Genomic DNA, 23,649 nt, shown 5'->3' with positions numbered 1-23,649 from the left:
TAGGATAAGGAAGCTACACGGGTAAGGTCGTCGGCAGCGTCAGATAGGAAGAAGAGCCAGAGATAGGTTCGCGCGGCGCCGCATGCCGGTCGCGTGGCCGGAACGCTGATTTGCGCTGGATGTGGATGTGGTTGTGAGTGTGGGCAGGAGGATGCTTGTCTGGCGGTCGGACCCTCACCCCAACCCCTCTCCCGGCGGGAGAGGGGCTAACGCCGTTCCTTCTCCCCTCGGGAGAAGGTGCCCCGCAGGGGCGGATGAGGGTCGGGCAGCGCCTGCATGGCTGGGGCGTGCTGCGTGCGCCGTACCCTCACCCCAACCCCTCTCCCGACGGGAGAGGGGCTATTAGCTGCCTCAGCCTCTGCAAATCCCAAATCCCAAATTCCCAATCCCCGCCCCCAAGGCATGTGCCACAAGCTGGGCACCGCGATGCTGGACTTGCCCGGCCCCAGACGCTAGCGTGCAAAGCGTTTTTGTCGTTTCAGGGGTAACCATGAACAACGCTGCCGCGCCGCGCCAGCTCACGTTCCGTGCCGTGGTGCTGGCGATCGTGCTGGCCGTGGTGCTGTCCGCCGCCAATGCCTACCTCGGTCTGTTCGCCGGCCTGACCATCGCCACCGCGATTCCGGCGGCGGTGGTGTCGATGGGGGTGCTGCGCCTGCTCGGCGGCGGCTCCATCCTCGAGAACAACATCGTGCAGACCGGTGCCTCGGCCGGTTCCTCGATCGCGGCGGGGGTGATCTTCACCATCCCGGCGCTGGTGATCATGGGCTACTGGCCGGACTTCAAGTACTGGTGGGTGCTCGGCATCGCCGGCATGGGCGGCCTGCTCGGGGTGCTGTTCTCGGTGCCGCTGCGGCGCTCGATGATCGTCGAGGATCCGCTGCCGTTCCCGGAGGGCAAGGCCGCCGCGGAAGTGCTCAAGGCCGGCGAAAATCCCGGGCCGGGGCTGAAGATCCTGGGTCTGTCGGCGGCGATCGGCGGGCTGGTCAAGCTCGGCGCGGCCAGCGGCCTGAAGGTGATTCCGGATACCTGGGCGCAGGCTGCGTACGTCGGCAGCAGCAAGATGGTCGGCTACATCGGAACCGGTCTGTCGCCGGCGCTGTTGGGCGTGGGCTACATCGTCGGGCTCAACGTCGGCATCGTGGTGCTGTCCGGCTCTATCCTGTCTTGGCATATCGCCATCCCGCTCTACCAGCAGTTCTTCATGGGCTCCGACCCGGCGCTGGCGCAGAGTCTGGCCAATGCGCCGGCGGCAGAGGCTGCGTTTGGGATCTGGGGCGAAAAAGTCCGCTACCTCGGTGTGGGTGCGATGCTGATCGGCGGCGTGTGGACGCTGTTCTCGCTGCGCAAGTCGCTGCTGTCGGGCGTCAAGAGCGGCTTCGCCGCGGCGCGCAAGAGCACCGGCGGCGCCGCGGTAGCCGAGACCGACCGCGACCTGCCGATGAAGTGGATGCTGGTGGCGTTGCTGCTATGCACGCTGCCGCTGCTGGGCCTGTACCAGGCCATCGTCGGCCAGTGGCACGTCAGCGTGCCGATGACCCTCATCATGATCGTCGCCGGTTTCCTGTTCGTCTCGGTGTCCGGCTACCTGGCCGGCCTGATCGGCTCGTCGAACAACCCGGTCTCCGGCATCACCATCTCCACCATCCTGTTCGCCTCGGCGGTGCTGGTGCTGCTGCTCGGGCGCGATTCGCCGATCGGCGCGGTCGCCGCGATCATGATCGGCGCAGTGGTGTGCTGCGCCGCGGCGGTCGGCGGCGACAACCTGCAGGATCTGAAGACCGGCTACCTGGTCGGCGCCACGCCATGGAAGCAGCAGTTGATGCTGGCCATCGGCGCATTCTCCTGTGCGCTGATCATGGCGCCGGTGCTGAACCTGCTCGCAGAGGCGTACGGGATCGGCAGCAAGACGCTTCCGGCCCCCCAGGCGGTGTTGATGGCCTCGGTAGCCAAGGGTCTGTTCGGTGGGACACTGCCGTGGACGATGATTGCGATCGGCGCCGGTGTCGGTGCGGCGATCATCGCGTTTGACGAATGGTTGAAGAAGACGGGCAAGCGCTTTCGCGTGCCGGTGCTCGCCGCGGCGATCGGCATCTACCTGCCGCTGGAGCTGATGGTGCCGATCTTCCTTGGTGGCCTGATCGCCCACTTGGTCGAGCGTTTCCACAAGATTCGCGCCGATGACGAGGAAGGGCGAGATCGCGTGCATCGTCCAGGCGTGTTGTTTTCAGCGGGTCTTATCACCGGTGAGGCGTTGATGGGCATCGGCATTGCGCTTCCGATCGTCATCACCAACAACAAGAACGTGCTGGCGCTTCCCGAGGCCTATCACCTCAACCAGTGGTACGGCCTGGCGCTGCTGGCCTTCGTCGGCTGGCTGCTGTACCGCACCGGCCGCAAGGGCGAAGCCGCGGCCGCGCCGCGCACGTAACCGGCGCAATCGCCTCCTGCAACGCAACATCCGAAGCCCGGCCCCGCGCCGGGCTTCGCTTTTTCCGGCCGGGCCCGCGCGCCGCACGTGCCGATCCCATCAGCTTCTCGCTGGCTGCTCCGCGCCGCGTGTGTCGCAAAGACCGAATCTTGCCCCGGCCGCGTGCGCCTCCCGCGGTCCGCCTCACCACCAAGGCCAGCTTCGGCACCGGCCTGCTGCACTTTGCCGTATCAGTGCCTCGCGGCCACTCCCGATCCACCACGCTCATCCGGCCGCGGTATGGCCACGGTCCGCTTGCTATCCGAAACCGGGTCAGTGCGGGTCTTCGTAATCACAGCCGAGCCAGCACCTCGCTCTTCCCAATCCCCAATCCCGGCCCCTCCATGACTTCAGTCCTTTGCGCCACGCCCACCGCGGCCCCTACCATCGACGTTTTGCCGTGTTCCGGAGACGCCCGATGACCCTGCGCTACGCCTTGCTGCCCCTGGCCCTGCTGACTGCGCTGCCCGCGCTGGCCGCCACCCGCGGTTTCGAAGTTCGCGACATGGTCGCGCTGGATCGGGTGTCCTCGCCGCTGCTGACGCCCGACGGCGGCACCGTGATCTTCGCCAAGCGGCAGATGGACAAGGCGCTGGAGAAGTCCAGCACCAGCCTGTGGCTGCGCGACCTGCGCACCCGCGATGCGGCGCCGCCGAAGCGGCTGACCCCGGAAGGCTGGAACGTCAACTCGCCGGAACTGTCGGCCGACGGCAAGACCGTGTACTTCCTCAGCGCCAAGTCCGGCCGCCAGCAGCTGTACGCGCTGCCGCTGGCCGGCGGCGCGCCGCGCCAGCTCACCGATTTCGCGCTGGACGTGGACAGCTACCGCATCGCCCCGCAGGGCGACCGCGTGGCCTTCAGCGCCGGCGTGTTCCAGGACTGCGGTTCGGACCTGGCCTGCACGCAGAAGCGCCTGGACGCCAAGAAGCAGGCCAAGGCCACCGGCGTGGTGTTCGACCAGTTGTTCGTGCGCCACTGGGATACGTGGAACGATGGCCGCCGCAACAGCCTGTTCGTCGCGCCGCTGCCGGCCGGCGCCAAGGCCAAGCCGGTCGCCGGCGCCTCGGCGGTCAGCGTGACCCTGGCCGGCGACATCCCCTCCAAGCCGTTCGGCGGCAGCGAGGACTACACCTGGGCGCCGGACGGGCAGTCGCTGGTCGCCAGCGTGCGCGTGGCCGGCCGCGAAGAACCGTGGTCGACCAACTTCGACCTGTACCGGCTGGACGCCGCCGGCAAGGCCGCGCCGGTCAACCTGACCGCGTCCAACCCGGCCTGGGACGCCGGCCCGGTGTTCTCCGCCGACGGCAAGACCCTGTTCTACCGTGCGATGAAGCGCCCCGGCTTCGAGGCCGACCGCTTCGGCCTGATGGCCATGGACGTGGCCAGCGGCAAGACCCGCGAGATCGCCCCGCAGTGGGATCGCTCGGCTGGCGAGCTCGTGCTCTCGGCCGACGGCAAGACCATCTATACCACCGCCGACGACATGGGCCAGCACCCGCTGTTCGCGGTCGACGTGGCCGATGGCAAGGTCCGCACCGTGGCCGCCGACGGCAGCGTCGGCGCACCGGTCCTGGCCGGCACCACCCTGGCCTTCACCCGCAACAGCCTCAAGAGCGGCGACCAGATCGTGGTCGCCGACGCCGATGGCCAGCAGCCGCGCGCCATCACCCCCAGCGCCGGCGAACTGCTGCCGGACGTGAAGTTCGGCGACTACGAGCAGTTCTCGTTCAAGGGCTGGAACAACGACACCGTGCACGGCTATGTGGTCAAGCCGTACAACTACCAGGAAGGCAAGACCTATCCGGTGGCGTTCCTGATCCACGGCGGCCCGCAGGGCAGCTTCGGCAACGGCTGGAGCTACCGCTGGAATCCGCAGACCTATGCGGGGCAGGGCTACGCGGTGGTGATGATCGACTTCCACGGTTCCACCGGCTACGGCCAGGCCTTCACCGATGCGATCAGCCAGCACTGGGGCGACCGCCCGCTGGAAGACCTGCAGAAGGGCTGGGACGCGGCGCAGAAGCAGTACGGCTTCCTCAATGGCGACAAGGCCTGCGCGCTCGGCGCCAGCTACGGCGGCTACATGGTCTACTGGATGGCCGGCAACTGGAACAAGCCGTGGAAGTGCCTGGTCGACCACGACGGCGTGTTCGACAACCGCATGATGGGCTACGCCACCGAGGAGCTGTGGTTCAGCGAGTGGGAGAACGGCGGCACGCCGTGGCAGAACCCGGCCGGCTACGAAAAGTTCAACCCGATCCTGCACGTGGATAAGTGGAAGGTGCCGATGCTGGTGATCCATGGCCAGCAGGATTTCCGCATCCCGATGGAGCAGGGCCTGGCCGCGTTCGGCGCGCTGCAGCGCAAGGGCATCGAGTCCAAGTTCCTGTACTTCCCGGACGAGAACCACTGGGTGCTGAAGCCGCAGAACAGCATCCTCTGGCACGACACGGTCAATGGCTGGCTGAAGCAGCATATCGGGCAGTGAGGGACCTGGGGCCTGGGTTTCCCGGGCCCCTTCTGGGATACGGCCCAGGTACCGGGATTCGGGATTCGGGATTCGGGATTCGGGATTTTCCCGCGATCCCGGTAATCCGATGGCCCTTGTGGGAGGGGCTTCAGCCCCGACGCCTTACCGCTAAAGCGTCGGGGCTGAAGCCCCTCCCACAAAAACAACAGGCGCTTGCAGCGCATCGCTCCTGCGAATTCACCCGCCCTTCGGTGCTTCTTTCGATCTTTGTTGACACCTCCAAACCTCCAACCGCGGCGCACGAATCCCGAATCCCCACTCCCGAATCCCCGCCCCACAGCCTGATGCCCTCGACGCCCCTGATCACCAACGACATCGTCATCTTCGGCCTGATCGCCGCCACCCTGGGCGCGGTGTTCTGGACCGCGGCGCGGCCGTCGGGAGTCTGGAAGCGCTTCTACGGCTTCGTGCCGGCGCTGTTGCTGTGCTATCTGATTCCGGGCATCTACAACACCGTCGGCCTGATCGACGGGCAACACAATTCGCTCTACAACCCGGTCGCGCGCGACGTGCTGCTGCCGGCGGCGCTGGTGCTGCTCACCCTCACCATCGATCTCAAGGGCATCCTGCGGTTGGGGCCGAAGCTGGTGGCGATGTACCTGGGCGCGTCCTTCAGCATCATGCTCGGCGCGGTGGTCGCGTTCCAGGTGATGAAGTGGCTGCATCCGGTGACCGTGGCCGGCGACACCTGGGCCGGCATGGCCGCGTTGGCCGGCAGTTGGATCGGCGGCGGCGCCAACATGCTGGCGATGCGTGAGGTGTTCCAGGTCGATGCCACCACCTTCGGCCAGTTCGCGGTGGTCGACGTCGGCGTCGGCTACGTGTGGATGGTGCTGCTGATCTTCTTTGCGCAACGTGCGCCGGCGATCGATGCGCGCACGGGCGCCGACACCCGTGGCATCGACGACCTCAAGCAGCGCATCGCCCACTTCCAGGCCCAGCACGAGCGCGTCGCCAGCCTCACCGACCTGATGCTGATCGTCGGCGTCGCCTTCGGCGCGGTCGGCCTGGCGCATGCGATCGCCACTCCCACGGCGGCGTGGTTCGACGCGAACGTGAGTTGGGCCAAGCAGTTCAGCCTCGGCTCGCCGTTCGTGTGGGTGGTGGTGCTGGCGACCACCTTCGGCCTGCTGCTCAGCTTCACCCGCGCACGCACGCTCGAGGGCGCCGGCGCGTCGCGCATCGGCACGCTGCTGCTGTATTTCCTGATCGCCTGCATCGGCATGCAGATGGACCTGCTGGCGCTGTTCGACCGCCCCTGGATCTTCGCGCTCGGCCTGATCTGGCTCATCGTGCACGTTCTGCTGCTGCTGGCGCTGGGCAAGCTGCTGCGGGTGCCGTTCTTCTACTTCGCGATCGGCTCGCAGAGCAATGTCGGCGGCCCGGCCTCGGCGCCGGTGGTGGCGGCCGCGTTCCACCCGGCGCTGGCCCCGGTCGGCGTGCTGCTGGGCACGATGGGCTACGCCACCGGCACGTACCTGGCCTATCTGGTCGGCATCACCCTGCGCGCGATGGCCGGCGCTGGCTGAGCCGCGGCGGCGTGACCGCCGCAGCCTGTTCGCGTGCGGCAGCGCGATGCGGGGGGCCGGCGCTGGGACTGCTGCCGTACATCGCGGGCATGGATCCAGGGCGCTGCGTCCGGCGGTGTGCCTGCGAAACCGCTGGTCTGGGTGGTGGACGCCACGGCAGGCGTCGGCGTGGACGCCTGCCGTGATGCAGTCGCAGGCGGCGACTACTGCATCGCCACGCTGCGCTGCCGTTCTTCCTGCTGCTGTGGCGGCGCCTGCAGGTTCTGTTGCTGCAACTGGCCGACGTTGGCCTGCGACGGCTCGTGGGCCGCGGCCGCGGTCTGGACCTGGCTGCGCAGGTGCGCCGGGTTCTCCGGTTGCCCCTGGACCGCGAACAGTCGGTCGCCATCGCGGCTGGGCAGCACCTGGTCGATGCGCTGCAGGCCGTCCTGGCCGGCGCGCGCGGCGACGCTGGCGGCGGTGTTGAGGAAGGCTGCGTCGTCGTGCAGGCCGAGCCGGTCGCGCTGGCCGTCCAACTGCACCACCGCGTCGTTGAACAGGCGGCTGCCGGTCGACAGCGAACCGGATTGCGCCTGGCTCTGAACCTGACCCTGGCTCTGGTTCTGCGCCAGGTCCTCGGCCTTCATCACCGAATCGATGCCGTGCAGGTCCAGGCGATGCTTGAGCATCATCCCAGGGATCAGGCGCTGGCCGAACGACAGCGGGTCCGGTTCCGGCAACTGGATCTGGTGGCCGGCGGCGTCGGGCATCAGGCCGCGGGTCAGCAGGTTGTCTTCCTGCAGGTAGGTCAGCAGTTCGTTCTTGACGTGATAGCCGCGGATCAGCCCGTCGGCGGCATAGGCCTTGGCCGCGTCGGCATCCAGCCCTTCGCGCTCGAGCGTCTTGTTGTTGACCCCTGCGGCGTTGAAGGTCACCGCCGGCACGTCGTTGACCATCGACGAGGCCGCGGCCAGGCCGCCGCCCAGCGAGTGCCCGGAGATCAGCAGGTTGTCGCCGAAGGCCTGCTTGGCCTGGCTGCCGAGCTGGATCGCCGAGGCGTACTGTGAGTCGGAAAAGCCCAGGCCCTGGCCGAGGTTGTGTTTCCAGTCCTTCAGTTCGTCGGTGCCGCAGAAGCCCAGCACCACGTTGCCCTGCGGGTTGCGGTAGAAGGCGGCATCGAAGCCGCTCTTGGCGTCGTGCTGCAGGCTGGGATCGATGCCGGCGCGCTGCAGCGCGGCGTCGTCCATGCGCGACCAGCCATCGGGCAGCGCGGCGAAGGTCTCGGCGCCGCCGGCGCGGCGCTCGGCCGCGGTGTGGTAGAGGTCCTGCAGCAGTGGCGGCAGTTGCCGGTCCACGGCCTGCGGCTGCTGGCCGCGGACGGCGTCGGAGAAGGAGGTGGACGGATCGGACGGGGAAAGATCGTTCTGGTTCATGCGCGGCTCCGTGCGAATGTGGCGACCGACCGCGTCAGCGGCTCGCTTCCAACGGGATGGCGTGGGCGCTCAGCCAGGCGCGCACGTCGTTGCGGACCTGCTGCGCGTTGGCGTTGAGCAGGCGCTCGGGCGTGTTGAAGAAGTACGCCTGGAAGGTCTTGCCCTGGGCGTTGCGCAGGCTCGGATCGACCCCGGCCTGCAGCAGCTTCGGCACCCACGGGTTGCCGGCGCTGCTCTGCGCGGCCAGGTGCAGCAACGAGTTGCCGGTGGCGTCGACCCGCTTCGGATCGGCGCCGGCCTTGAGCAGCAGTTCGATCTGCGCGTCGCGCTTGCTCTGCACGGCGCGGAACAGCGGCGTCCAGTTCGCACGCGCGCTCACCGGGTCGACCGGGGCGCCGTGCTGCAGCAGGATCTCCAGGTATTGCGGATCCTTGGCCATGGCGGCCATGTGCACCACGGTTTCCTGATCCATGCCCGGCAGCGACGGGTCGGCACCGGCGTCGAGCAGCGCGGCCAGCGCGCGCGGCTGTTCGTTCCAGATGGCCCATTCGAGCAGGGTGACGTTCTGGTCGCCGTGCGCGGACAGGTCCGTGCTGGGCGCCAGGGCGGCGATGCGGGCGACGTCGCCGCGCGCGATGGCGGCGGCGATGTCGGCGAGTGCGGGGTCGCGGAACGCGACCGAATGATCCTGCAGCGAGGCTGACATGGCGGAATGCTCCTTGGCGCCGGACTGTGCGGCGCAACTGACCGAGAAGAACAGCGAGGTCGCGAGTGCGATCAGGGCGGGGACGGGCGTACGCATGCAAGGCTCCTTTCCTGTTCGCGGTCCTGGGATGACGGCGCACGTCCTGGCGCCGTTGCCGATGCTAGCAGCGGATCGCAGTGGTGTTGTGCCAGTTTTGTGACGCAGTCTGCGAATCTCTGGTGGCGTCCCGCCAGGCGGTCCATCGTTTAACCGGAAACAAACGCTTGGCGGCCGGGATATCGCCGAGATGCAATTGCTGCCGCGACTGCAGGCGCCGCACAGGCGAGGGACATGTGCGCAGCGGCATAATGGATGTTTTCCCAAAGGAGCGCGCGATGACAGCGACCCCCTTCGACCTGTTGATCAGCGATTGCGACGGCGTGCTCGTCGACAGCGAAGTGCTGGCCGACCGGGTGATGCTCGACGCGCTGGGCGCCTATGTGCCGCGGGCCGAACTGGAACGCTTTCTCGCGGGCAGCTTCGGCCTCACCGCACAGGAAGTCGTGCAGCGCGTGCAACGGCAGTACGCGCTGGCGCTGCCGCCGGGCCTGTGCCAGGAGATCCGCACACGCTCGGAGGCGCTGATTGCCGCCGAGGTGCAGCCGATCGACGGTGTGTGCGAGGCCTTGCTGACGTTGCCGCTGCCGCTGGCGGTCGCCTCCAACAGCATGCGCGAGAGCGTGGTCGCCTCGGTGGCGCGCGCCGGCCTGCATGAGCGTGTCGGCGAACGCATCTTCAGCGCCGACATGGTGGCGCGGCCCAAGCCCGCGCCGGACGTGTATCTGCTGGCGGCGCGCACGCTGGAGGTGGCGCCGGAACGCTGCCTGGTGATCGAGGACAGCGCCACCGGCGCCAGCGCCGCGCTGGCCGCGGGCATGACCGTGATCGGCTTTACCGGCGCCGCGCACATTCCCGCCGGGCACGCCGCGACCCTGCGCCAGCTCGGCGTGGCCGCGGTGATGGAACATATGCGCGAGTTGCCGCAGACCTATTCGGAACTGGTGCGCGCCGCGGCGGCATGAAGAGCCGGGATTGGGGAATCGGGATTCGGGAATGGGAGCGGCGCCGCGAGTGCATGGCATCCGCGTGCTTCTCCGTAAGAGCGGCTTCAGCCGCGATGCCTTGTCGGTAATGCGTCACGGCTGAAGCCGCTTCTACGACAACCAAGCGGCGATGCTCATTGCAAGCATCGCCGCAGTTTCATCACGATCACCGCCGCGTTCGCCGAATACCTTCAGGCGCCCACCACCAATCCCCAATCCCGACTCCCCAATCCCGGCCTTTCAACAACAGCGAAACCCGCTCTTGCCGCCGTACCGCGCCTCCTGGCGCTCGCGGAAGAAGGTCTTGTAGTCCATCGGCTCGCGGTCCGGATGCTTTTCCAGCATGTGCCGCACGTAGTTGTCGTAGTCGGGAATGCCGCAGCACAGCCGCGCGGTCTGCACCAGGCGCCGCCATAGCCGGCGGTGCGCCTGGTACTGCCCGACCGGAACCAGGGCGCCGGCCATTACAGGTCCGCCATCTGGTGCGGCTGCAAGGCCACGTACGCGGTCTCGCGGTCGCTGCGCTGCGGGTTGCGGCGCGCGGCAAGAATGATCTTGATCGCGTAGACCAGCACCGCGAACACCACGCACAGGAACAGCACGGTCAGCCCGGTGTTGACGTAGGCATTGGTGACGATCTGCTGCATCTGCGCCACCGACTTGGCCGGTGCGGTGATGGTGCCGCTGGCGATGGCGTCCTGGAACTTGTGCGCCTGCGCCAGGAAGCCCTGCGACGGGTTGCGGTCGAAGATCTTGATCAGGCCGGCGTAGGTGGTGCAGATCAGCAGCCACACCGCCGGCACCGCGGTCACCCAGGCGTAGCGGTCGCGCTTCATCTTGAACAGCACCACCGTGCCCAGCATCAGCGCGATGCCGGCCAGCATCTGGTTGGAGATGCCGAACAGCGGCCACAGCGTCTGGATGCCGCCGAACGGATCGACCACGCCGGTATACAGCAGGTAGCCCCACAGGGCCACGCAGCCGGCGGTGCCGATGATGTTGGCGGTCCACGACTCGGTCTTCTTCAACGCCGGGATGAAGTTGCCGAGCAGGTCCTGCAGCATGAAGCGGCCGGCGCGGGTGCCGGCGTCCACCGCGGTGAGGATGAACAGCGCCTCGAACAGGATCGCGAAGTGGTACCAGAAGGCCATCATCGCGTCGCTGCTGTTGGGGATGGCCTGGTGCAGGATCTGCGCGATGCCCACCGCCAGCGTCGGCGCGCCGCCGGCGCGATGCAGGATGGTGGGTTCGCCGATCGCCGCCGCGGTGGCGGTCAGTTGCTCCGGGGTGATGGCGAAGCCCCAGGTGGTGCTGATGTGGTGCGCGGCGGCGGCGACGTCGGCGCCGATCACCGCGGCCGGGCTGTTCATCGCGAAGTACACGCCCGGGTCGATGATCGAGGCCGCCACCAGCGCCATCACCGCCACGAACGATTCCATCAGCATGCCGCCGTAGCCGATGTAGCGCATGTGCGACTCGTTGGCGAGCAGCTTGGGCGTGGTGCCCGAGGAGATCAGCGCGTGGAAGCCGGAGACCGCGCCGCAGGCGATGGTGATGAACAGGAACGGGAACAGGCCGCCCTTCCACACCGGGCCGTCGCCGCTGGCGGCGAACTGCGTGAGCGCCGGCATCTTCAGCTCCGGCATCACCACCAGGATGCCGATCGCCAGGGCGATGATGGTGCCGATCTTGAGGAAGGTGGACAGGTAGTCGCGCGGTGCCAGCAGCAGCCACACCGGCAGCACCGAGGCGACGAAGCCGTAGCCGATCAGCATCCAGGTGATCTGCGTGCCGGTGAAGGTGAAGACCGGGCCCCAGGTGGGATCGGCGGCGACCTTGCCGCCGAACCAGATCGCCGCCAGCAGCAGGATCAGCCCGACCACCGAGATCTCGCCGATCTTGCCGGGGCGGATGTAGCGCATGTACACGCCCATCAGGATCGCGATGGGCATGGTCGCGATTACCGTGAACATGCCCCAGGGGCTTTCCGCCAGCGCCTTGACCACCACCATCGCCAGCACCGCCAGGATGATGATCATGATCAGGAAGGCGCCGAACAGGGCGATGGTGCCGGGCACCTGGCCCATTTCCTCGCGCACCAGGTCGCCGAGCGAGCGGCCGTTGCGGCGACTGGAGAGGAACAGCACCATGAAGTCCTGCACCGCGCCGGCCACCACCACGCCGACCACCAGCCACAGCAGGCCGGGCAGGTAGCCCATCTGCGCGGCCAGCACCGGCCCGACCAGCGGCCCGGCGCCGGCGATGGCGGCGAAGTGGTGGCCGAAGAGCACGTGCTTGTTGGTCGGCACGTAGTCCAGGCCGTCGTTGTTGAGCACCGCCGGCGTGGCCCGGGTGGGGTCGAGCTGCATCACCTTGTCGGCGATGAACAGGCTGTAGAAGCGGTAGGCGATCAGGTAGATCGACACCGCGGCCACCACGATCCACAGCGCATTGATGTGTTCGCCGCGGCGCAGGGCGATGGTGCCGAGGCAGAACGCCGCCAGGATGGCGAGTGCGGCCCAGGCCAGCTTGGAAAACCCTTTCATGCAGAACGCTCCCCCGGAGATTGCCGCAAGGGTCGCCCCGATGGCCTGGGGGGTCAATGGCGGGGAGGGCCGAGGGGCTAGTACTTTGGTCGTAGACAGTCCTTGTGACGAACGGTGTGGGGGGGACGGACGGCGCAGCGCGCGAGCCCCTCTCCCCTCGGGAGAGGGGTTGGGGTGAGGGTCCGGGGCGTAGCCCTCGCGAAGCCAGCCTGTGCACGAGGCTGCGCCCGTACCCGCATCCGACCCTGCGGGGCACCTTCTCCCGGGGGCAGAAGGGAAAGGCGCGAGCCCCTCTCCCCTCGGGAGAGGGGTTGGGGTGAGGGTTCGGGGCGAAGCCCTCGCGAAGCCAGCCTGCGCACGAGGCTACGCCCGTACCCTCATCCGCCCCTGCGGGGCACCTTCTCCCGGTGGGAGAAGGGAAAGGCGTGAGCCCCTCTCCCCCCGGGAGAGGGGTTGGGGTGAGGGTCCGGGGCGCAGCCCTCGCGAAGCCAGTCTGTGCACGAGGCTGCGCCCGCACCCTCATCCGCCCCTACGGGGCACCTTCTCCCGGTGGGAGAAGCGAACCAGTCGCCGCAGACGATGGAACGATGGGTTGCGCCGGTCGCGGTTGGCCGCGGTGGCGGCGGCACCCACAGTAGGGAGCTCATCAGGAGATCGTCCGCCATGACCGCTTCCACCACCGTCGCCCCCGCGCGCATCCTGCGTGCCATTCGCGGCCACGCCACCGCCGACGGCGATGGGGTCAAGCTGACCCGCGTCATCGGCGGCGGTGCGCTGCCCGAACTGGATCCGTTCCTGCTGCTCGACGAGTTCGGCACCGACCGGGCCGAGGACTACATCGGGGGCTTCCCCAGCCATCCGCACCGTGGCTTCGAGACCGTCACCTACATGCTCGACGGGCGCATGCGGCACAAGGACAACCACGGCAACGAGGGTCTGCTGACCCCGGGCAGCGTGCAATGGATGACCGCCGGCCGCGGCCTGGTGCATTCGGAGATGCCGGAGCAGGAACACGGGCGCATGCGCGGCTTCCAGTTGTGGGTGAACCTGCCGGCGCGCGACAAGATGACCGCGCCGCGCTACCAGGAATTCGCGCCCGAGCGCATCCCGGTGGCGCAGCCGGCGCCGGGGGTGACGGTCAAGGTGATCGCCGGCCAGGTCGGCGAGGTGCACGGCCCGATCGCGCAGCCGGCCACCGACCCGCTGTATCTGGACATCGCGCTGGACGCCGGCACGCGCTGGGCGTTCGAGCTGCCGTCCGGGCACAACGCCTTCGCCTACATGTTCGAGGGCGAGGCGGCACTGGGCGAGGGCGAGGCGGCGCGCGTGCTGCCGGCGCAGACGCTGGCGGTGCTCGGCGGCGGCGACCTGCTGCAGGTGCAGGCCGGCACGCAGGGCGCGCGGCTGATCCTGGTCGCCGGACGGCCGTTGCGCGAGCCGGTCGCGCGGCATGGGCCGTTCGTGATGAACACGCGCCAGGAACTGATGCAGGCCTTCGTGGATTTCCAGGAAGGGCGCTTCTGAGCGCGCGTTCGCGCCGCATGTGGTGCGAGGGTTTGTTTCCTCGTAGCAGCGGCTTCAGCCGCGACAGGCATTCCCAATAACGCCGTCGCGGCTGAAGCCGCTGCTACGGGAGACCGCAGTGCATGGCGCAGTGCGCCGCCTCAGCGCTCCAGCGCCAGGCTCGACTGGCGCATGTCCAGGCCCTGCACCAGCGATTGCAGTGTCTGCAGTTCCTGGGCGTCGGCGGCATCGATCCACACCTGTGCGTACTGGTCCTTCTTCAGTTCCGCAACCGTGATGCGGCGTGTGGCCTGGTTCGGCAACTCGACACCGCCCACATCCGGCCGGTACCAATACACCGCTTCGCCGGCGATGGCACCCTTTTCCTCGCGCAGCGTGCGCTGCAGCGGAATGTTCGGGTCGCGTGCGGTGAGCATCATGCCCAGCACCTGACGTCCGTCGGCGTCGCTGGCGCGGCAGACGATGAAGCCCTTGTCGCTGCGTTCGCTCCATTGCAGTTTGCTCTGCGGCGGCAGCGGTGGGCAGTTCTGTGCCTGCTGCGCGGTGGCGGCAGCGGCGGGCAACGCCGCCGCAGCGGTCAGCAGCGCCTTGCGCAAGAGTGTCTTCATTCGCGATGTTCCCCATACGCCGCGATGCGACGCGTTCGATCCATACGCACGCCTGCGGCGTCGTCTGCGGGAGCGCCCATCCTGTGCGGGATCCCGGCAGTGCATCCCCCGACGCAGTGCGTGTCCCGTGTGCGGCCACGCGTGCGTGGCCGCGTCTGCACCATAGCCCAGCGTGGCCGCGCTGACAATTGGGATGCGGATTCCGGAATGTCCGTACGAGTGGTACGGCATGCCGGCACCCGCCCGGCTGCGCCGATCAGCCGGTTGCGGGCGCGGATCGCGGGGGGACGAGGGCGGTGGCGCTTCGCGTGTGCGGGGCGGTGGCCCGATGCAGGCCTGCCGCCGGCTCAGCGGCCGGGTTCGGGCAACGGAATGAATTCCTGGTCGTCGCCGGGGATCGTCCCGAAGCGGCCCTCGCGCCAATCCTGCTTGGCCTGCTCGATGCGTTCCACCGAGCTGGACACGAAGTTCCACCAGAGGTGGCGCGGGCCATCCAGCGGTTCCCCGCCCATCAGCATGGCCTTCAGCGGGGTCTTGGCGCGCAGCCGCCCGCGCGCGCCGGGCTCGGGCAGGACCAGGTGCCGCGCCGGAATGTCCACCCCGTCCAGTTGCGCCTCGCCTTCCAGGATGTACAGCGAGCGCTCGACGTGCCGTGCGTCCAGGTCGATTTCGGCGTCCGCCTCCAGGTCCAGGGCCACGTTGAGGGTGTCGGCGAACACCGTGACCGGCGATTCCTCGCCGTAGGCGCGGCCGGCGATCACCCGCAGCCACGCGCCGTCGCGGCGCTGCTGCGGCAGGCTGGCGGCGGCATGGTGGTAGAACGCCGGTGCGGTCTCTTCCGCCGATTTCGGCAGCGCCACCCAGGTCTGCATGCCGTGCAGCGGATGTGCATACTCACGCAGCGTGGTCGGCGTGCGTTCGGAGTGGGAGATGCCGCGGCCGGCGGTCATCCAGTTGACGTCGCCGGCGCGGATCACCTGGTCGGAGCCGAGCGAGTCGCGGTGGCCGATCTCGCCGGACCACAGGAAGGTGACCGTGGCCAGGCCGATGTGCGGATGCGGGCGCACGTCCACGCCGTGGCCCGGCTCGAACACCGCCGGGCCCATGTGGTCGATGAAGACGAAGGGGCCGACGCTGCGCGCCTGCACGCTGGGGACGGCGCGGCGCACTTCGAAGCCGCCGATATCGTGGACGCGGGGGGCGATCAGGGTGGGCATGCCGGCGCTCGTGGTGGCAGGAACGGAGCGCAAGCTTCGCATGCGGACGCGTGGCACGGACGTCGGCGGCGCAAGACGCAATGTTCCGCGTGCCGCGGCGCCTGGTGTGCGCCTCTCTTGCGCAGGTGATGCGCGTTCGCAGGTGCGCATCGCGACACGACGCAGGCGACAGGCGACTGCGTGGATCCACGCCCCCGGGCGGGGGCGACCGATCGACGACGCCGGTGGGGACAACGCCATGTGGTTTCAATCCAACGCGTCCGTTTCGGACGCGACACGACAGTGCGGATGCGGCGAGTGCGCTTTCGCAGTCGCGCCACCGATGCCGAGGCTACAGCAAGCCCGGCTGGGCGATCGCCACCTCGCCGCGGCGCGAGGCCAGTCGATCGGCCAGCCGGGTCGGTTCCGGCAGACGATAGCCGCGCAGGTAGCGCTGGGTCCACTGCAGCGCGCTGTCCACCGCCACACGATGGCCGGGCGAGACGATCAGCGGATTGCAGCGCAGCTTGCTGCGCAGCGCCCAGCCGACCACCTCGCCGCGATGCACGATGGGGCTGTGGTCGCCGGCCTGCGCGCCGGGCTCCTCGAAGCGGCCGGCCAGCAAGGTCTTGGCCACGCCGATGCTGGGCAGCCCGGTGACCACGCCGAAGTGCGCGGCGATGCCGAGCCGGCGCGGATGGGCGATGCCCTGGCCGTCGACGAACACCAGGTCCGGGCGCTGCCGCAGCAGACCCAGCGCAGCCAGCAAGGCCGGCAGTTCGCGGAAGCTGAGCAGGCCGGGCACGTAGGCCATCGAGGTGGGCACGCGGGCGATCTCGGCCTGGTGCGGCTGCAGGGTCTGCGCGTCGAGCAGTACCGCGACGGCGCGGGTGACCTGGCCGTCGTCCTCGAAGCCGACGTCGAAGCCGGCCAGCCAGCGCGGCGGGTCGGGCACCTCATCCTGCAGGCTGACCTGGCGCGCCAGCGTCGCCTGCAGCGCGCGCGCCTGCACGATGCTGCCGTCCCAGTCGCCGAATACGGAGTGCGAAGAAGTGTCCATGCGCGGATGATCGCGCCGTCTTCGTGGCTGGGGTGTGGAGAGGCTGGGAATCGGGAATGGGGAATGGGGAATCGCAACGGCTTTGTTCTCCAGCAAGCCGGACAGCCAAGCGCCGCCTGCTGGTCAGAGCCGCGCGGGAACTGCTTCAACGATTCCCCATTCCCGATTCCCCATTCCCAGCCAAGAGCTACAATCCAGGGCCGCACGACCCACGCATCCCCCAACGGAGACCGTCGCAGTGACCCGCAAACTCGTACTGTTGCGCCATGGCCAGAGCCAGTGGAACCTGGATAACCGCTTCACCGGCTGGGTCGATGTCGACCTGACCGAGCAGGGCCGCCAGGAAGCCGTGGCCGCCGGCCGGCTGATGCGCGAGGAGGGGCTGCAGTTCGACGTCGCCCATACCTCGGTGCTCAAGCGCGCCATCCACACTTTGCAGGGCGCGCTGAAGGAACTCGACCAGGACTGGCTGCCGGTGCACAAGAGCTGGCGTCTCAACGAGCGCCACTACGGCGGCCTGCAGGGCCTGGACAAGGCCGAGACCGCGGCCAAGCACGGCGAGGACCAGGTCAAGATCTGGCGCCGCTCCTACGACATCCCGCCGCCGCCGATGGACGCCGAGGATCCGGGCCATCCGCTGCACGACCGCCGCTATGCCACCCTGGACCGCAACGCGCTGCCGGCCACCGAATCGCTGGCGACCACGCTCGAGCGCGTGCTGCCGTACTGGCACGACGCCATCGCGCCGCAGCTCAAGGCCGGGCAGACCGTGCTGGTCACCGCCCATGGCAACTCGCTGCGCGCGCTGTACAAGTACTTGAACGACGTCTCGCGCGAAGAAATTCTCGAACTCAACATTCCCACCGGCATCCCGCTGCTGTTCGAACTGGACGACAGCCTGCAGGTGCAGTCCTACCGCTACCTGGGCGACCCGGAAGCGGCCAAGAAGGCCGCCGAAGCGGTGGCCAATCAGGGCAAGGCGAAGTAAGCACCAGGATCGGCACGCGGCCGGCAGGAGAACGCGATGGGTGGATTCAGTATCTGGCATTGGCTCATCCTGCTGGTCTTGCTCGCCTTGCCGCTGCTGGTCGGCATGGTGGTGTGGCTGGCGATCCGCGCCCAGCGGCGCCGGCCGGCCGCGGCGGCGCCGCCGTTGCCTCCCGTCGACTCGGTCGAGCAGCGCCTGCGCGCGCTGGAGCAGCTGAAGGCGCAGGGGCTGATCGATGCGGCGGAGTACACGCGCCGGCGCGAGCAGATCCTGGCCGCGTTGTGAGTGTGTGATGCCTCGGCAGGCGCCGCGTTCTCGCGGCCTGCCAAGCGGAAGCGCGGTGTCGACGCCGCGCCGCGTGTTGCATGCCGCGCGCGTTGCCGCAGCTGCGCGGCAACGGCGTAACCCCGGACTACCCTTACCAGACGCAACTGGTGAGCAGCAGCCCGGGCTGCACGTCCACCCAGCGCAGACGGTGCGCTTGTCCGGCCGGCAAGGCCGGCGCCAGCGGCGTGGCGATCCGCGTCTCTACGCTGCCGCTGGCCGGGTCGCAGCCTTCGATGCGCAAGGCGTCGAAATCGAAGAAGCGGCCGACGGTCGCCGCGGTGGCCTTGTAGAAACTCTCTTTCGCCGAGAAGCCCAGGGTCAGCGCATACGGCCAGCCGCGGACGCGGGCGAGCGCGCCCAATGCGTCACAGTCGCTTGCATCCAGGGCCATGCTGCGGATCGCCTCGAGCTGGTCCGCCGCCAACACACGTTCGATATCCAGGCCGATGCCGTTGGCTGCGGCGGACGTCGGCATGGCGATGGCGACCGCCACGCCGTCGGTATGCGAGAGGCTGCCGAGGAAACCCTCTGGCCAGAGCGGCGCGCGGTCGGGGCCGATCGGAAGGTCGGTGGCCGTGCTGCCGGCCGCCCGCAGCGCGGCGAGCGCCGCGCGCCGTCCGGCCAGGTACTCGGCCTGGCGCTTGCGCACGCTGCGCGCGATCGACGGCGGCTGCTGCACGCGGTGGCGCTGGAAATCGTCGCTGTCGGAGGCATCGACCTCGAACGGCAGCAGCCAGGCGTCCGGCACGACGATGCGATGCGCGCCGAGAGCGAGCCGGGCGAACGGCGGGGCGGCGAGGGCCAGGGCATCCATGGCCCTAGCTTAGAGCGTGCGCTGGCCGTGCGGCGCGTGCGATGCGGCCAATGAGGCGCCGCAAGGCAGGCATCGCTGTGGTGACCTGTTTCCGCAAGGATTCATCCGAATGCAGCTTGTCCGGTAGGAGCGGCGCTTGTCCCCTTCTGCGGGATCAGCTGCGACCGGTGTTCCCGGTAACGCCGGTCGCGGCTGAAGCCGCTCTTACAGCAGACGTTCCGTAGCGTTGCCTTCAGCCGTCGCTGGCGTCCACCCACACCCGCATTTCGCCTTCGCCGCGATTGGCCCAGGCGAAGTAGGGCACGAAGGTCAGGGGCTGCGGCTGCCGCGTCGGCGGCGGCGCATCGTAGCGGTACAGCGGTGCGGCCGCGGCGTCGACGTCGCCGTGCAGGCGTTCGCCGGTGGCTTGCAGCAGCACCTGGCCGGCGAGCGCGCCGGTGCCGGGTACGGCCTGCAGCGTGGCGTTGGCCGGCAGGCGCAGCTGATGCAGGTCGGCGCCGTTGTCGGCCTGCTCCAGGCAGTACACCAGCGGCCCGCGTTGCACCGCGACTTTGCCGGCCAGGTGGCGCACGCGCGGGTGCCCGCTGACCCGCATCGGCGGCATCGGCAGGCGCAGCTGCAAGGTGTCGCCGGACTGCCAGCGCCGGTGCAGCACGCAGTAGCCGTGCTGGCGGTGCGCGTCGATCGCCACCGGCTCGCCGTTGAGCAGCAACTGCGGCGCCTGGCACCAGTCCGGCAGGCGCAGCGCCAGCGCCGCCTCCACCGGGGCGCTGCACTCCACCTCGAAGGCGATCGTGTCCTGCCACGGATATTCGCCGCGCTGGCGCAGGGTCAGGGTCTGCCCGCCGACCTCGAACCGCGCGTCGCTGCCGACATAGAGGTTCACGTACAGCGTGTCGTCGCGGCGGGTGTAGAGGTAGTGGCCGAGCGAGGTCAGCACGCGGGCGATGTTGGGCGGGCAGCAGGCGCAGCCGAACCAGCGCTGGCGCACCGGCTTGACGTGGTCGAAGGTGTGGTTGCCGTGCACGGTGGGCGGGTGCACTTCCAGCGGGTTGACGTAGAAGAAGTGGCGCCCGTCCAGGGCCATGCCGCCCAGCACGGTGTTGTACAGCGCCCGCTCCATCACGTCGGCGTAGCGGCCATCCGGCGCCAGCTGCAGCATGCGGTTGGCGAACATCATCAGCCCGATCGAGGCGCAGCTCTCGTTGTAGGCGGTGTCGTTGGGCAGGTCGTAGTCGACGCTGAAGGCTTCGCCGTAGCTCTGCGCACCGATCGCGCCGGTCAGGTACATCTGTCGCTGGGTGGCGTTGTCCCACAGGCGCTCGCAGGCCGCGCGCAGGGTGGCGTCGCCGCTGTGCCGGGCCAGGTGCGCCACGCCGGCGTACAGGTACACGAAGCGCACCGCATGGCCGACCGCGGTGTCCTGCAGCGCCACCGGCAGATGCGCCTGGCTGTAGGCCTTGTCCTGGATCATCCAGGCCGGGCCGTGCCCGCCCCAGAAGAAAGTCTGGCCGCGCTTGGCGTACTCCTCGTCGTAGTAGTGCGGCGTGGTGCCGCGTTGTTCGACGAAGTAGCGCGCCAGTGCCAGGTAGCGCGCCTCGCTCGTGGCCTCGTACAGGCGCATCAGTGCCAGTTCGATCTCCGGATGCCCGGGGTAGCCGTGCAACTGCGTGGGGCCGGGGCCGAAGGTGGCGTCGATGTGGTCGGCGAGCCGGCACACGATGTCGAGCAGGGTGCGTTTGCCGGTGGCCTGGAAGTAGGCCACGCCGGCCTCGATCATGTGCCCGGCGCAGTACAGCTCGTGGCACTCGGCCAGGTTGGTCCAGCGTTCCTGCGGCGCCTTCACCGTGAAGTAGGTGTTGAGGTAGCCGTCGGCCTGCTGCGCGGCCCCGATCAGCTCGATGGTGGCGTCGGCATCGCGCTCCAGCGCCGGATCGGGATGCTGTGCGAGCAGGTAGGCCACCGCTTCCAGCCATTTGGCCACGTCGCTGTCCTGGAACACCATGCCGTAGAACGCGCCGTCGCTGCGGCCGGCGGCGATGCGGAAGTTCTCGATGGCATGGCTGGGTTCGGCATCGGCGACGTTGTCGTTGAGCGCGTCCCACTGGTAGGGCAGCACCACCTCCTGCACCAGGCGCTGGTAGCGCTGCCAGAACGGATCGGCGATGCGCAGGTGGGCGAGCGGCAGTTCCGGGGACGGCACGGGCGAATGCGGCATGGAGCGGAGATCCTGGAGAGTGGGGAAGGTCAGTGCACCGGACGTGCGGCCAGATCGGCGGCGATATTCGCCAGCAGCGGCCGGCGCAGCCGGCAGCGCAGGATCACCGCGGCCAGCAGCAGGTGCAGGCCGGCGGGGACCAGCGTTTCCAGCAGGGTGATGGCCTGCAGCGAGGCGGGACTCTGCTGCGCGGCGCCGGCGCGGTAGCCGGCGTAGACGAACAGCGCGCTGATCACCACCGCGCTCGAGGCCCAGGCCAGCTTGATGCAGAACAGGTTGAAGGCGAAGTTGATGCCCGAGGAACGCACCCGGTTCTTCCAGGCGCCGTAGTCGTCGGCGAAGGCCATCAGCGAGAAGTGCAGCGGCAGCGCGAAGCCCAGCACCAGGCAGTGCACGAAGATCACCCCCAGCCACAGCGTCTGCTGCGCCGGTCCGGTCGGCAGCCACCACTGCGCCACGCCGAACGCGGCCAGCGCCAGGTTGGTGTGCAGGTACAGCGCCAGCGGATCGAAGCGGCGGCACAGCGCGTTGACCACGATCGCGCCGAGTACCGTGGCCAGCGCCACCATCGCGAAGAACAGCGAGGCGTAGCCGCTGCTGCCGCCGAGCACGTAGGTGATGAAGTACAGATAGGCGCCGCCGCGAATGTTGTAGACGTTGATCAGCAGGAACGACATCAGCAGCACCAGCCGCAACTGGTCGTTCTGCAGCAGGCCACGCAGATGTGCGCCGATGCCGGCGCCGCCGAGCAGGCTGACCGGCACGCGTTCGCGCACGGCGAAGAAGCAGCACAGGAACATCGCCACCGCCAGCACCGCCAGCACGCCCACGCCGAGCTGGTAGCCGCGCGCGGCGTCGCCGTTGCCCAGTTCCCGCACCAGCCACGGCAGCCCGACCGACACCAGGAAGCCGGCGATGCCGCACAGCACGAAGCGCCAGGATTGCGCCGAGACCACGTCGCGGTGGTCGCCGGTCATGCTGTTGATCAGCGCGCAGTAGGGCACGTTGATCGCGGTGTAGCACAGCGACAGCAGGAAGTAGCTGGCGAAGGCGTAGGCGATCTTGGCGCCGGCGCTCAGCTGCGGCGCGCTGAAGGTCAGCACGCAGGCGATGCCGATCGGCACGGCGACCCACAGTTGCCAGGCGCGGAACCGGCCCCAGCGGCTGCGGGTACGGTCGGCGATCAGGCCCATCACCGGATCGGACACCGCGTCGGCCACGCGCAGCACGGTGAACAGGGTGCCGACCAGCGCCGGGGTCAGGCCGAACACGTCGGTGTAGAAGAAGGTGAGGAAGTTGGCGATCAGGCAGGTGACCACCGTGCCGCCGGCATCGCCGAGGCCGTAGCCGAACTTCTCCAGGCGCGACAGACGCGGCGTGGTCGCGGCCGGTGCGGCGTCTGCGGTGGCGTGGCCGATGGCGGTCGCGGTCAACGTAACGGCTCCTGGCGCGCCCGGTCCGGCGCCAGCGCAAAGTGGCATGGCGGCGCACCCGCGACAAGAGTCTGTGCGGTATAAAACCGGTACGATTCCGACCACGGCGGCCGCGGCGTCCTTGCGCGGCATCGTTCATTCTAATGCTGCAGTGCAGCGTCGCGCAGGCAAGGGGAGACGTTTCCGACATGCTCGAGTTCGCCGTCGCCTATCCGATCCGGGTGCAGAACGGAGGCCTGTTCATTTCCCGCGGCGTGGGTGCGCATCCGGCGCGGGTGATCCAGTCCTACGAGCTGATCTTCGTCGAGCGCGGCATCCTCTCGATTCGCGAACAGGACAACGATTTCCACGTCGGCCCCGGCGAGACGCTGTTGCTGTGGCCCGGCCGCGCGCACGCCGGCCTGGGCCAGTTCCCGGACGACCTGCGGTTCTATTGGGTGCATTTCGAACTGGAACCGGGCGCGGCGCAGGCGGACAACGCGGTGGCGCTGTCGATGCCGCAGCGCACTGCGATCCGCGATCCGGATCGCTTCGTCGGCCTGTTCCGCTGGTTTCTGGCCGAGCAGGAGGAACGGCGCACGCTGCCGATGCTGGAACCGATCGTGCTGTCGATGCTGCAATGCGTGGCCGGTGCCTGGCCGGATCCGCACGATTCCGAACGCGCAGGGGTGGCGCTGGCGTACCGTGCCAAGCAACTGATCGGCACCCAGTTCCACACCGCGCTCACCGCCTCGTCGCTGGCCGCGCAACTGCACTGCAATCCGGATTATCTGGGCCGCATCTACCGGCGCAGCTTCGGCACCACGCTGACCGAGGCGATCCACCGCCAGCGCATCGCCTTCGCCGAGAAGCTGCTGCTGGTGAACACCTGCGCGGTGGACGACGTGGCGCAGCGCGCCGGCTTCACTGACAGCGGCTACTTCCGCCGCGTGTTCCGCCAGCGCCTGGGCATGACCCCCAGTGCGTATCGGCGGCTGTACTGCAAGGAGCACATCAATTCGGGGTGAGGGGGCTTGCGGGCGCATGTGCGTCGCCGCTTGCCGCGAACCTGCTTGCGCCGCTGCGCACTGCAAGGTGTGTGGCAGGGACAGGGCTTGGCTGCCCGCGTTTGCAGATACCGTCTTACCTGTCTCTTTTTCACATCTGACGCTGCCGACGACCTTACGCGTGCTCAGTCCTCTGTCTCCGGCAGGGTTCACGTTAACA

The 23,649-nt window shown here is 68.7% G+C and carries 18 protein-coding genes; 8 read left to right on the top strand and 10 right to left on the bottom strand.

The window, feature by feature from the left end:
• The first annotated feature begins 490 nt into the window (after positions 1 to 490).
• The 3 genes from CEK68_RS20405 to CEK68_RS20395 all read left to right on the top strand — a co-directional run bounded on the left by CEK68_RS20405 (position 491) and on the right by CEK68_RS20395 (position 6,529).
• Positions 491 to 2,431, top strand: coding sequence for an oligopeptide transporter, OPT family (locus CEK68_RS20405; RefSeq protein WP_152240481.1), 1,941 nt, complete (start codon positions 491 to 493; stop codon positions 2,429 to 2,431).
• 457 nt (positions 2,432 to 2,888) lie between these two features.
• Complete coding sequence (locus CEK68_RS20400; protein ID WP_152240480.1) at positions 2,889 to 4,958, top strand: S9 family peptidase; 2,070 nt, start codon at positions 2,889 to 2,891, stop codon at positions 4,956 to 4,958.
• 326 nt (positions 4,959 to 5,284) lie between these two features.
• Positions 5,285 to 6,529, top strand: coding sequence for a DUF819 family protein (locus CEK68_RS20395; protein WP_152240479.1), 1,245 nt, complete (start codon positions 5,285 to 5,287; stop codon positions 6,527 to 6,529).
• A gap of 203 nt (positions 6,530 to 6,732) precedes the next feature.
• Here CEK68_RS20395 and CEK68_RS20390 read toward each other — a convergent pair whose 3' ends face one another.
• Positions 6,733 to 7,941 carry an XVIPCD domain-containing protein gene (locus tag CEK68_RS20390; RefSeq protein WP_017917456.1) on the bottom strand — a complete coding sequence of 403 codons (1,209 nt, stop codon included), beginning with the start codon at positions 7,939 to 7,941 and terminating at the stop codon, positions 6,733 to 6,735.
• A gap of 34 nt (positions 7,942 to 7,975) precedes the next feature.
• On the bottom strand, positions 7,976 to 8,743 hold the full coding sequence (locus CEK68_RS20385) for an ankyrin repeat domain-containing protein (protein ID WP_193314269.1): 768 nt from the start codon (positions 8,741 to 8,743) through the stop codon (positions 7,976 to 7,978).
• A 278-nt stretch (positions 8,744 to 9,021) separates the two neighbouring features.
• Between CEK68_RS20385 and CEK68_RS20380 the strand changes: the two genes are divergently transcribed.
• Positions 9,022 to 9,708 (top strand): HAD-IA family hydrolase, encoded by a 687-nt coding sequence (locus tag CEK68_RS20380; protein WP_152240478.1) that lies wholly within the window; start codon positions 9,022 to 9,024, stop codon positions 9,706 to 9,708.
• 261 nt (positions 9,709 to 9,969) lie between these two features.
• Here CEK68_RS20380 and CEK68_RS20375 read toward each other — a convergent pair whose 3' ends face one another.
• Together CEK68_RS20375 and CEK68_RS20370 are read right to left on the bottom strand one after the other, a co-directional pair.
• Positions 9,970 to 10,194: a CstA-like transporter-associated (seleno)protein gene (locus tag CEK68_RS20375; RefSeq protein WP_017909376.1), complete on the bottom strand. Its 225-nt coding sequence runs from the start codon at positions 10,192 to 10,194 to the stop codon at positions 9,970 to 9,972.
• The gene (locus CEK68_RS20370) at positions 10,194 to 12,275 is read right to left on the bottom strand and encodes a carbon starvation CstA family protein (protein ID WP_152240477.1); all 2,082 of its coding nucleotides are present in this window, start codon (positions 12,273 to 12,275) and stop codon (positions 10,194 to 10,196) included. The genes CEK68_RS20375 and CEK68_RS20370 overlap by 1 nt, the downstream gene beginning before the upstream one ends.
• A gap of 663 nt (positions 12,276 to 12,938) precedes the next feature.
• Between CEK68_RS20370 and CEK68_RS20365 the strand changes: the two genes are divergently transcribed.
• Entirely contained in the window at positions 12,939 to 13,799 is an 861-nt protein-coding gene (locus CEK68_RS20365) for a pirin family protein (RefSeq protein WP_043095685.1), read from the top strand.
• Between the two features lie 140 nt (positions 13,800 to 13,939).
• Here CEK68_RS20365 and CEK68_RS20360 read toward each other — a convergent pair whose 3' ends face one another.
• The 3 genes from CEK68_RS20360 to nfi all read right to left on the bottom strand — a co-directional run bounded on the left by CEK68_RS20360 (position 13,940) and on the right by nfi (position 16,663).
• Positions 13,940 to 14,407, bottom strand: a complete 468-nt coding sequence (locus tag CEK68_RS20360; RefSeq protein ID WP_010342081.1) for a hypothetical protein — start codon at positions 14,405 to 14,407, stop codon at positions 13,940 to 13,942.
• A gap of 347 nt (positions 14,408 to 14,754) precedes the next feature.
• A complete protein-coding gene (locus CEK68_RS20355; RefSeq protein WP_152240476.1) occupies positions 14,755 to 15,624 on the bottom strand; it encodes a pirin family protein in 870 nt (289 codons plus the stop codon).
• Positions 15,625 to 15,955: 331 nt separating this feature from the next.
• Positions 15,956 to 16,663, bottom strand: coding sequence for a deoxyribonuclease V (gene nfi / locus CEK68_RS20350; protein WP_152240475.1), 708 nt, complete (start codon positions 16,661 to 16,663; stop codon positions 15,956 to 15,958).
• A 238-nt stretch (positions 16,664 to 16,901) separates the two neighbouring features.
• Here nfi and gpmA point away from each other — a divergent pair, with 238 nt between their 5' ends.
• On the top strand, positions 16,902 to 17,651 hold the full coding sequence (gene gpmA, locus CEK68_RS20345; RefSeq protein ID WP_010342084.1) for a 2,3-diphosphoglycerate-dependent phosphoglycerate mutase: 750 nt from the start codon (positions 16,902 to 16,904) through the stop codon (positions 17,649 to 17,651).
• A 36-nt stretch (positions 17,652 to 17,687) separates the two neighbouring features.
• A complete protein-coding gene (locus CEK68_RS20340; RefSeq protein ID WP_017909382.1) occupies positions 17,688 to 17,936 on the top strand; it encodes an SHOCT domain-containing protein in 249 nt (82 codons plus the stop codon).
• A 133-nt stretch (positions 17,937 to 18,069) separates the two neighbouring features.
• Here CEK68_RS20340 and CEK68_RS20335 read toward each other — a convergent pair whose 3' ends face one another.
• From CEK68_RS20335 to CEK68_RS20325, 3 genes are all read right to left on the bottom strand, one after another.
• Positions 18,070 to 18,792, bottom strand: coding sequence for a 4'-phosphopantetheinyl transferase superfamily protein (locus CEK68_RS20335; protein ID WP_152240474.1), 723 nt, complete (start codon positions 18,790 to 18,792; stop codon positions 18,070 to 18,072).
• Between the two features lie 232 nt (positions 18,793 to 19,024).
• Positions 19,025 to 21,010: a beta-L-arabinofuranosidase domain-containing protein gene (locus CEK68_RS20330; RefSeq protein ID WP_152240473.1), complete on the bottom strand. Its 1,986-nt coding sequence runs from the start codon at positions 21,008 to 21,010 to the stop codon at positions 19,025 to 19,027.
• A 29-nt stretch (positions 21,011 to 21,039) separates the two neighbouring features.
• Positions 21,040 to 22,443 carry an MFS transporter gene (locus CEK68_RS20325; protein WP_017909385.1) on the bottom strand — a complete coding sequence of 468 codons (1,404 nt, stop codon included), beginning with the start codon at positions 22,441 to 22,443 and terminating at the stop codon, positions 21,040 to 21,042.
• A gap of 188 nt (positions 22,444 to 22,631) precedes the next feature.
• On the opposite strand from CEK68_RS20325, the gene CEK68_RS20320 reads away from it, so the two are divergent.
• On the top strand, positions 22,632 to 23,450 hold the full coding sequence (locus CEK68_RS20320) for an AraC family transcriptional regulator (RefSeq protein ID WP_152240472.1): 819 nt from the start codon (positions 22,632 to 22,634) through the stop codon (positions 23,448 to 23,450).
• Positions 23,451 to 23,649 lie beyond the last annotated feature (199 nt).

It is taken from the genome of Xanthomonas sp. LMG 12461, from assembly GCF_009192935.1.
GTDB lineage: Bacteria > Pseudomonadota > Gammaproteobacteria > Xanthomonadales > Xanthomonadaceae > Xanthomonas_A > Xanthomonas_A sontii.
This window is presented reverse-complemented; position numbering and strand designations above follow the sequence as displayed.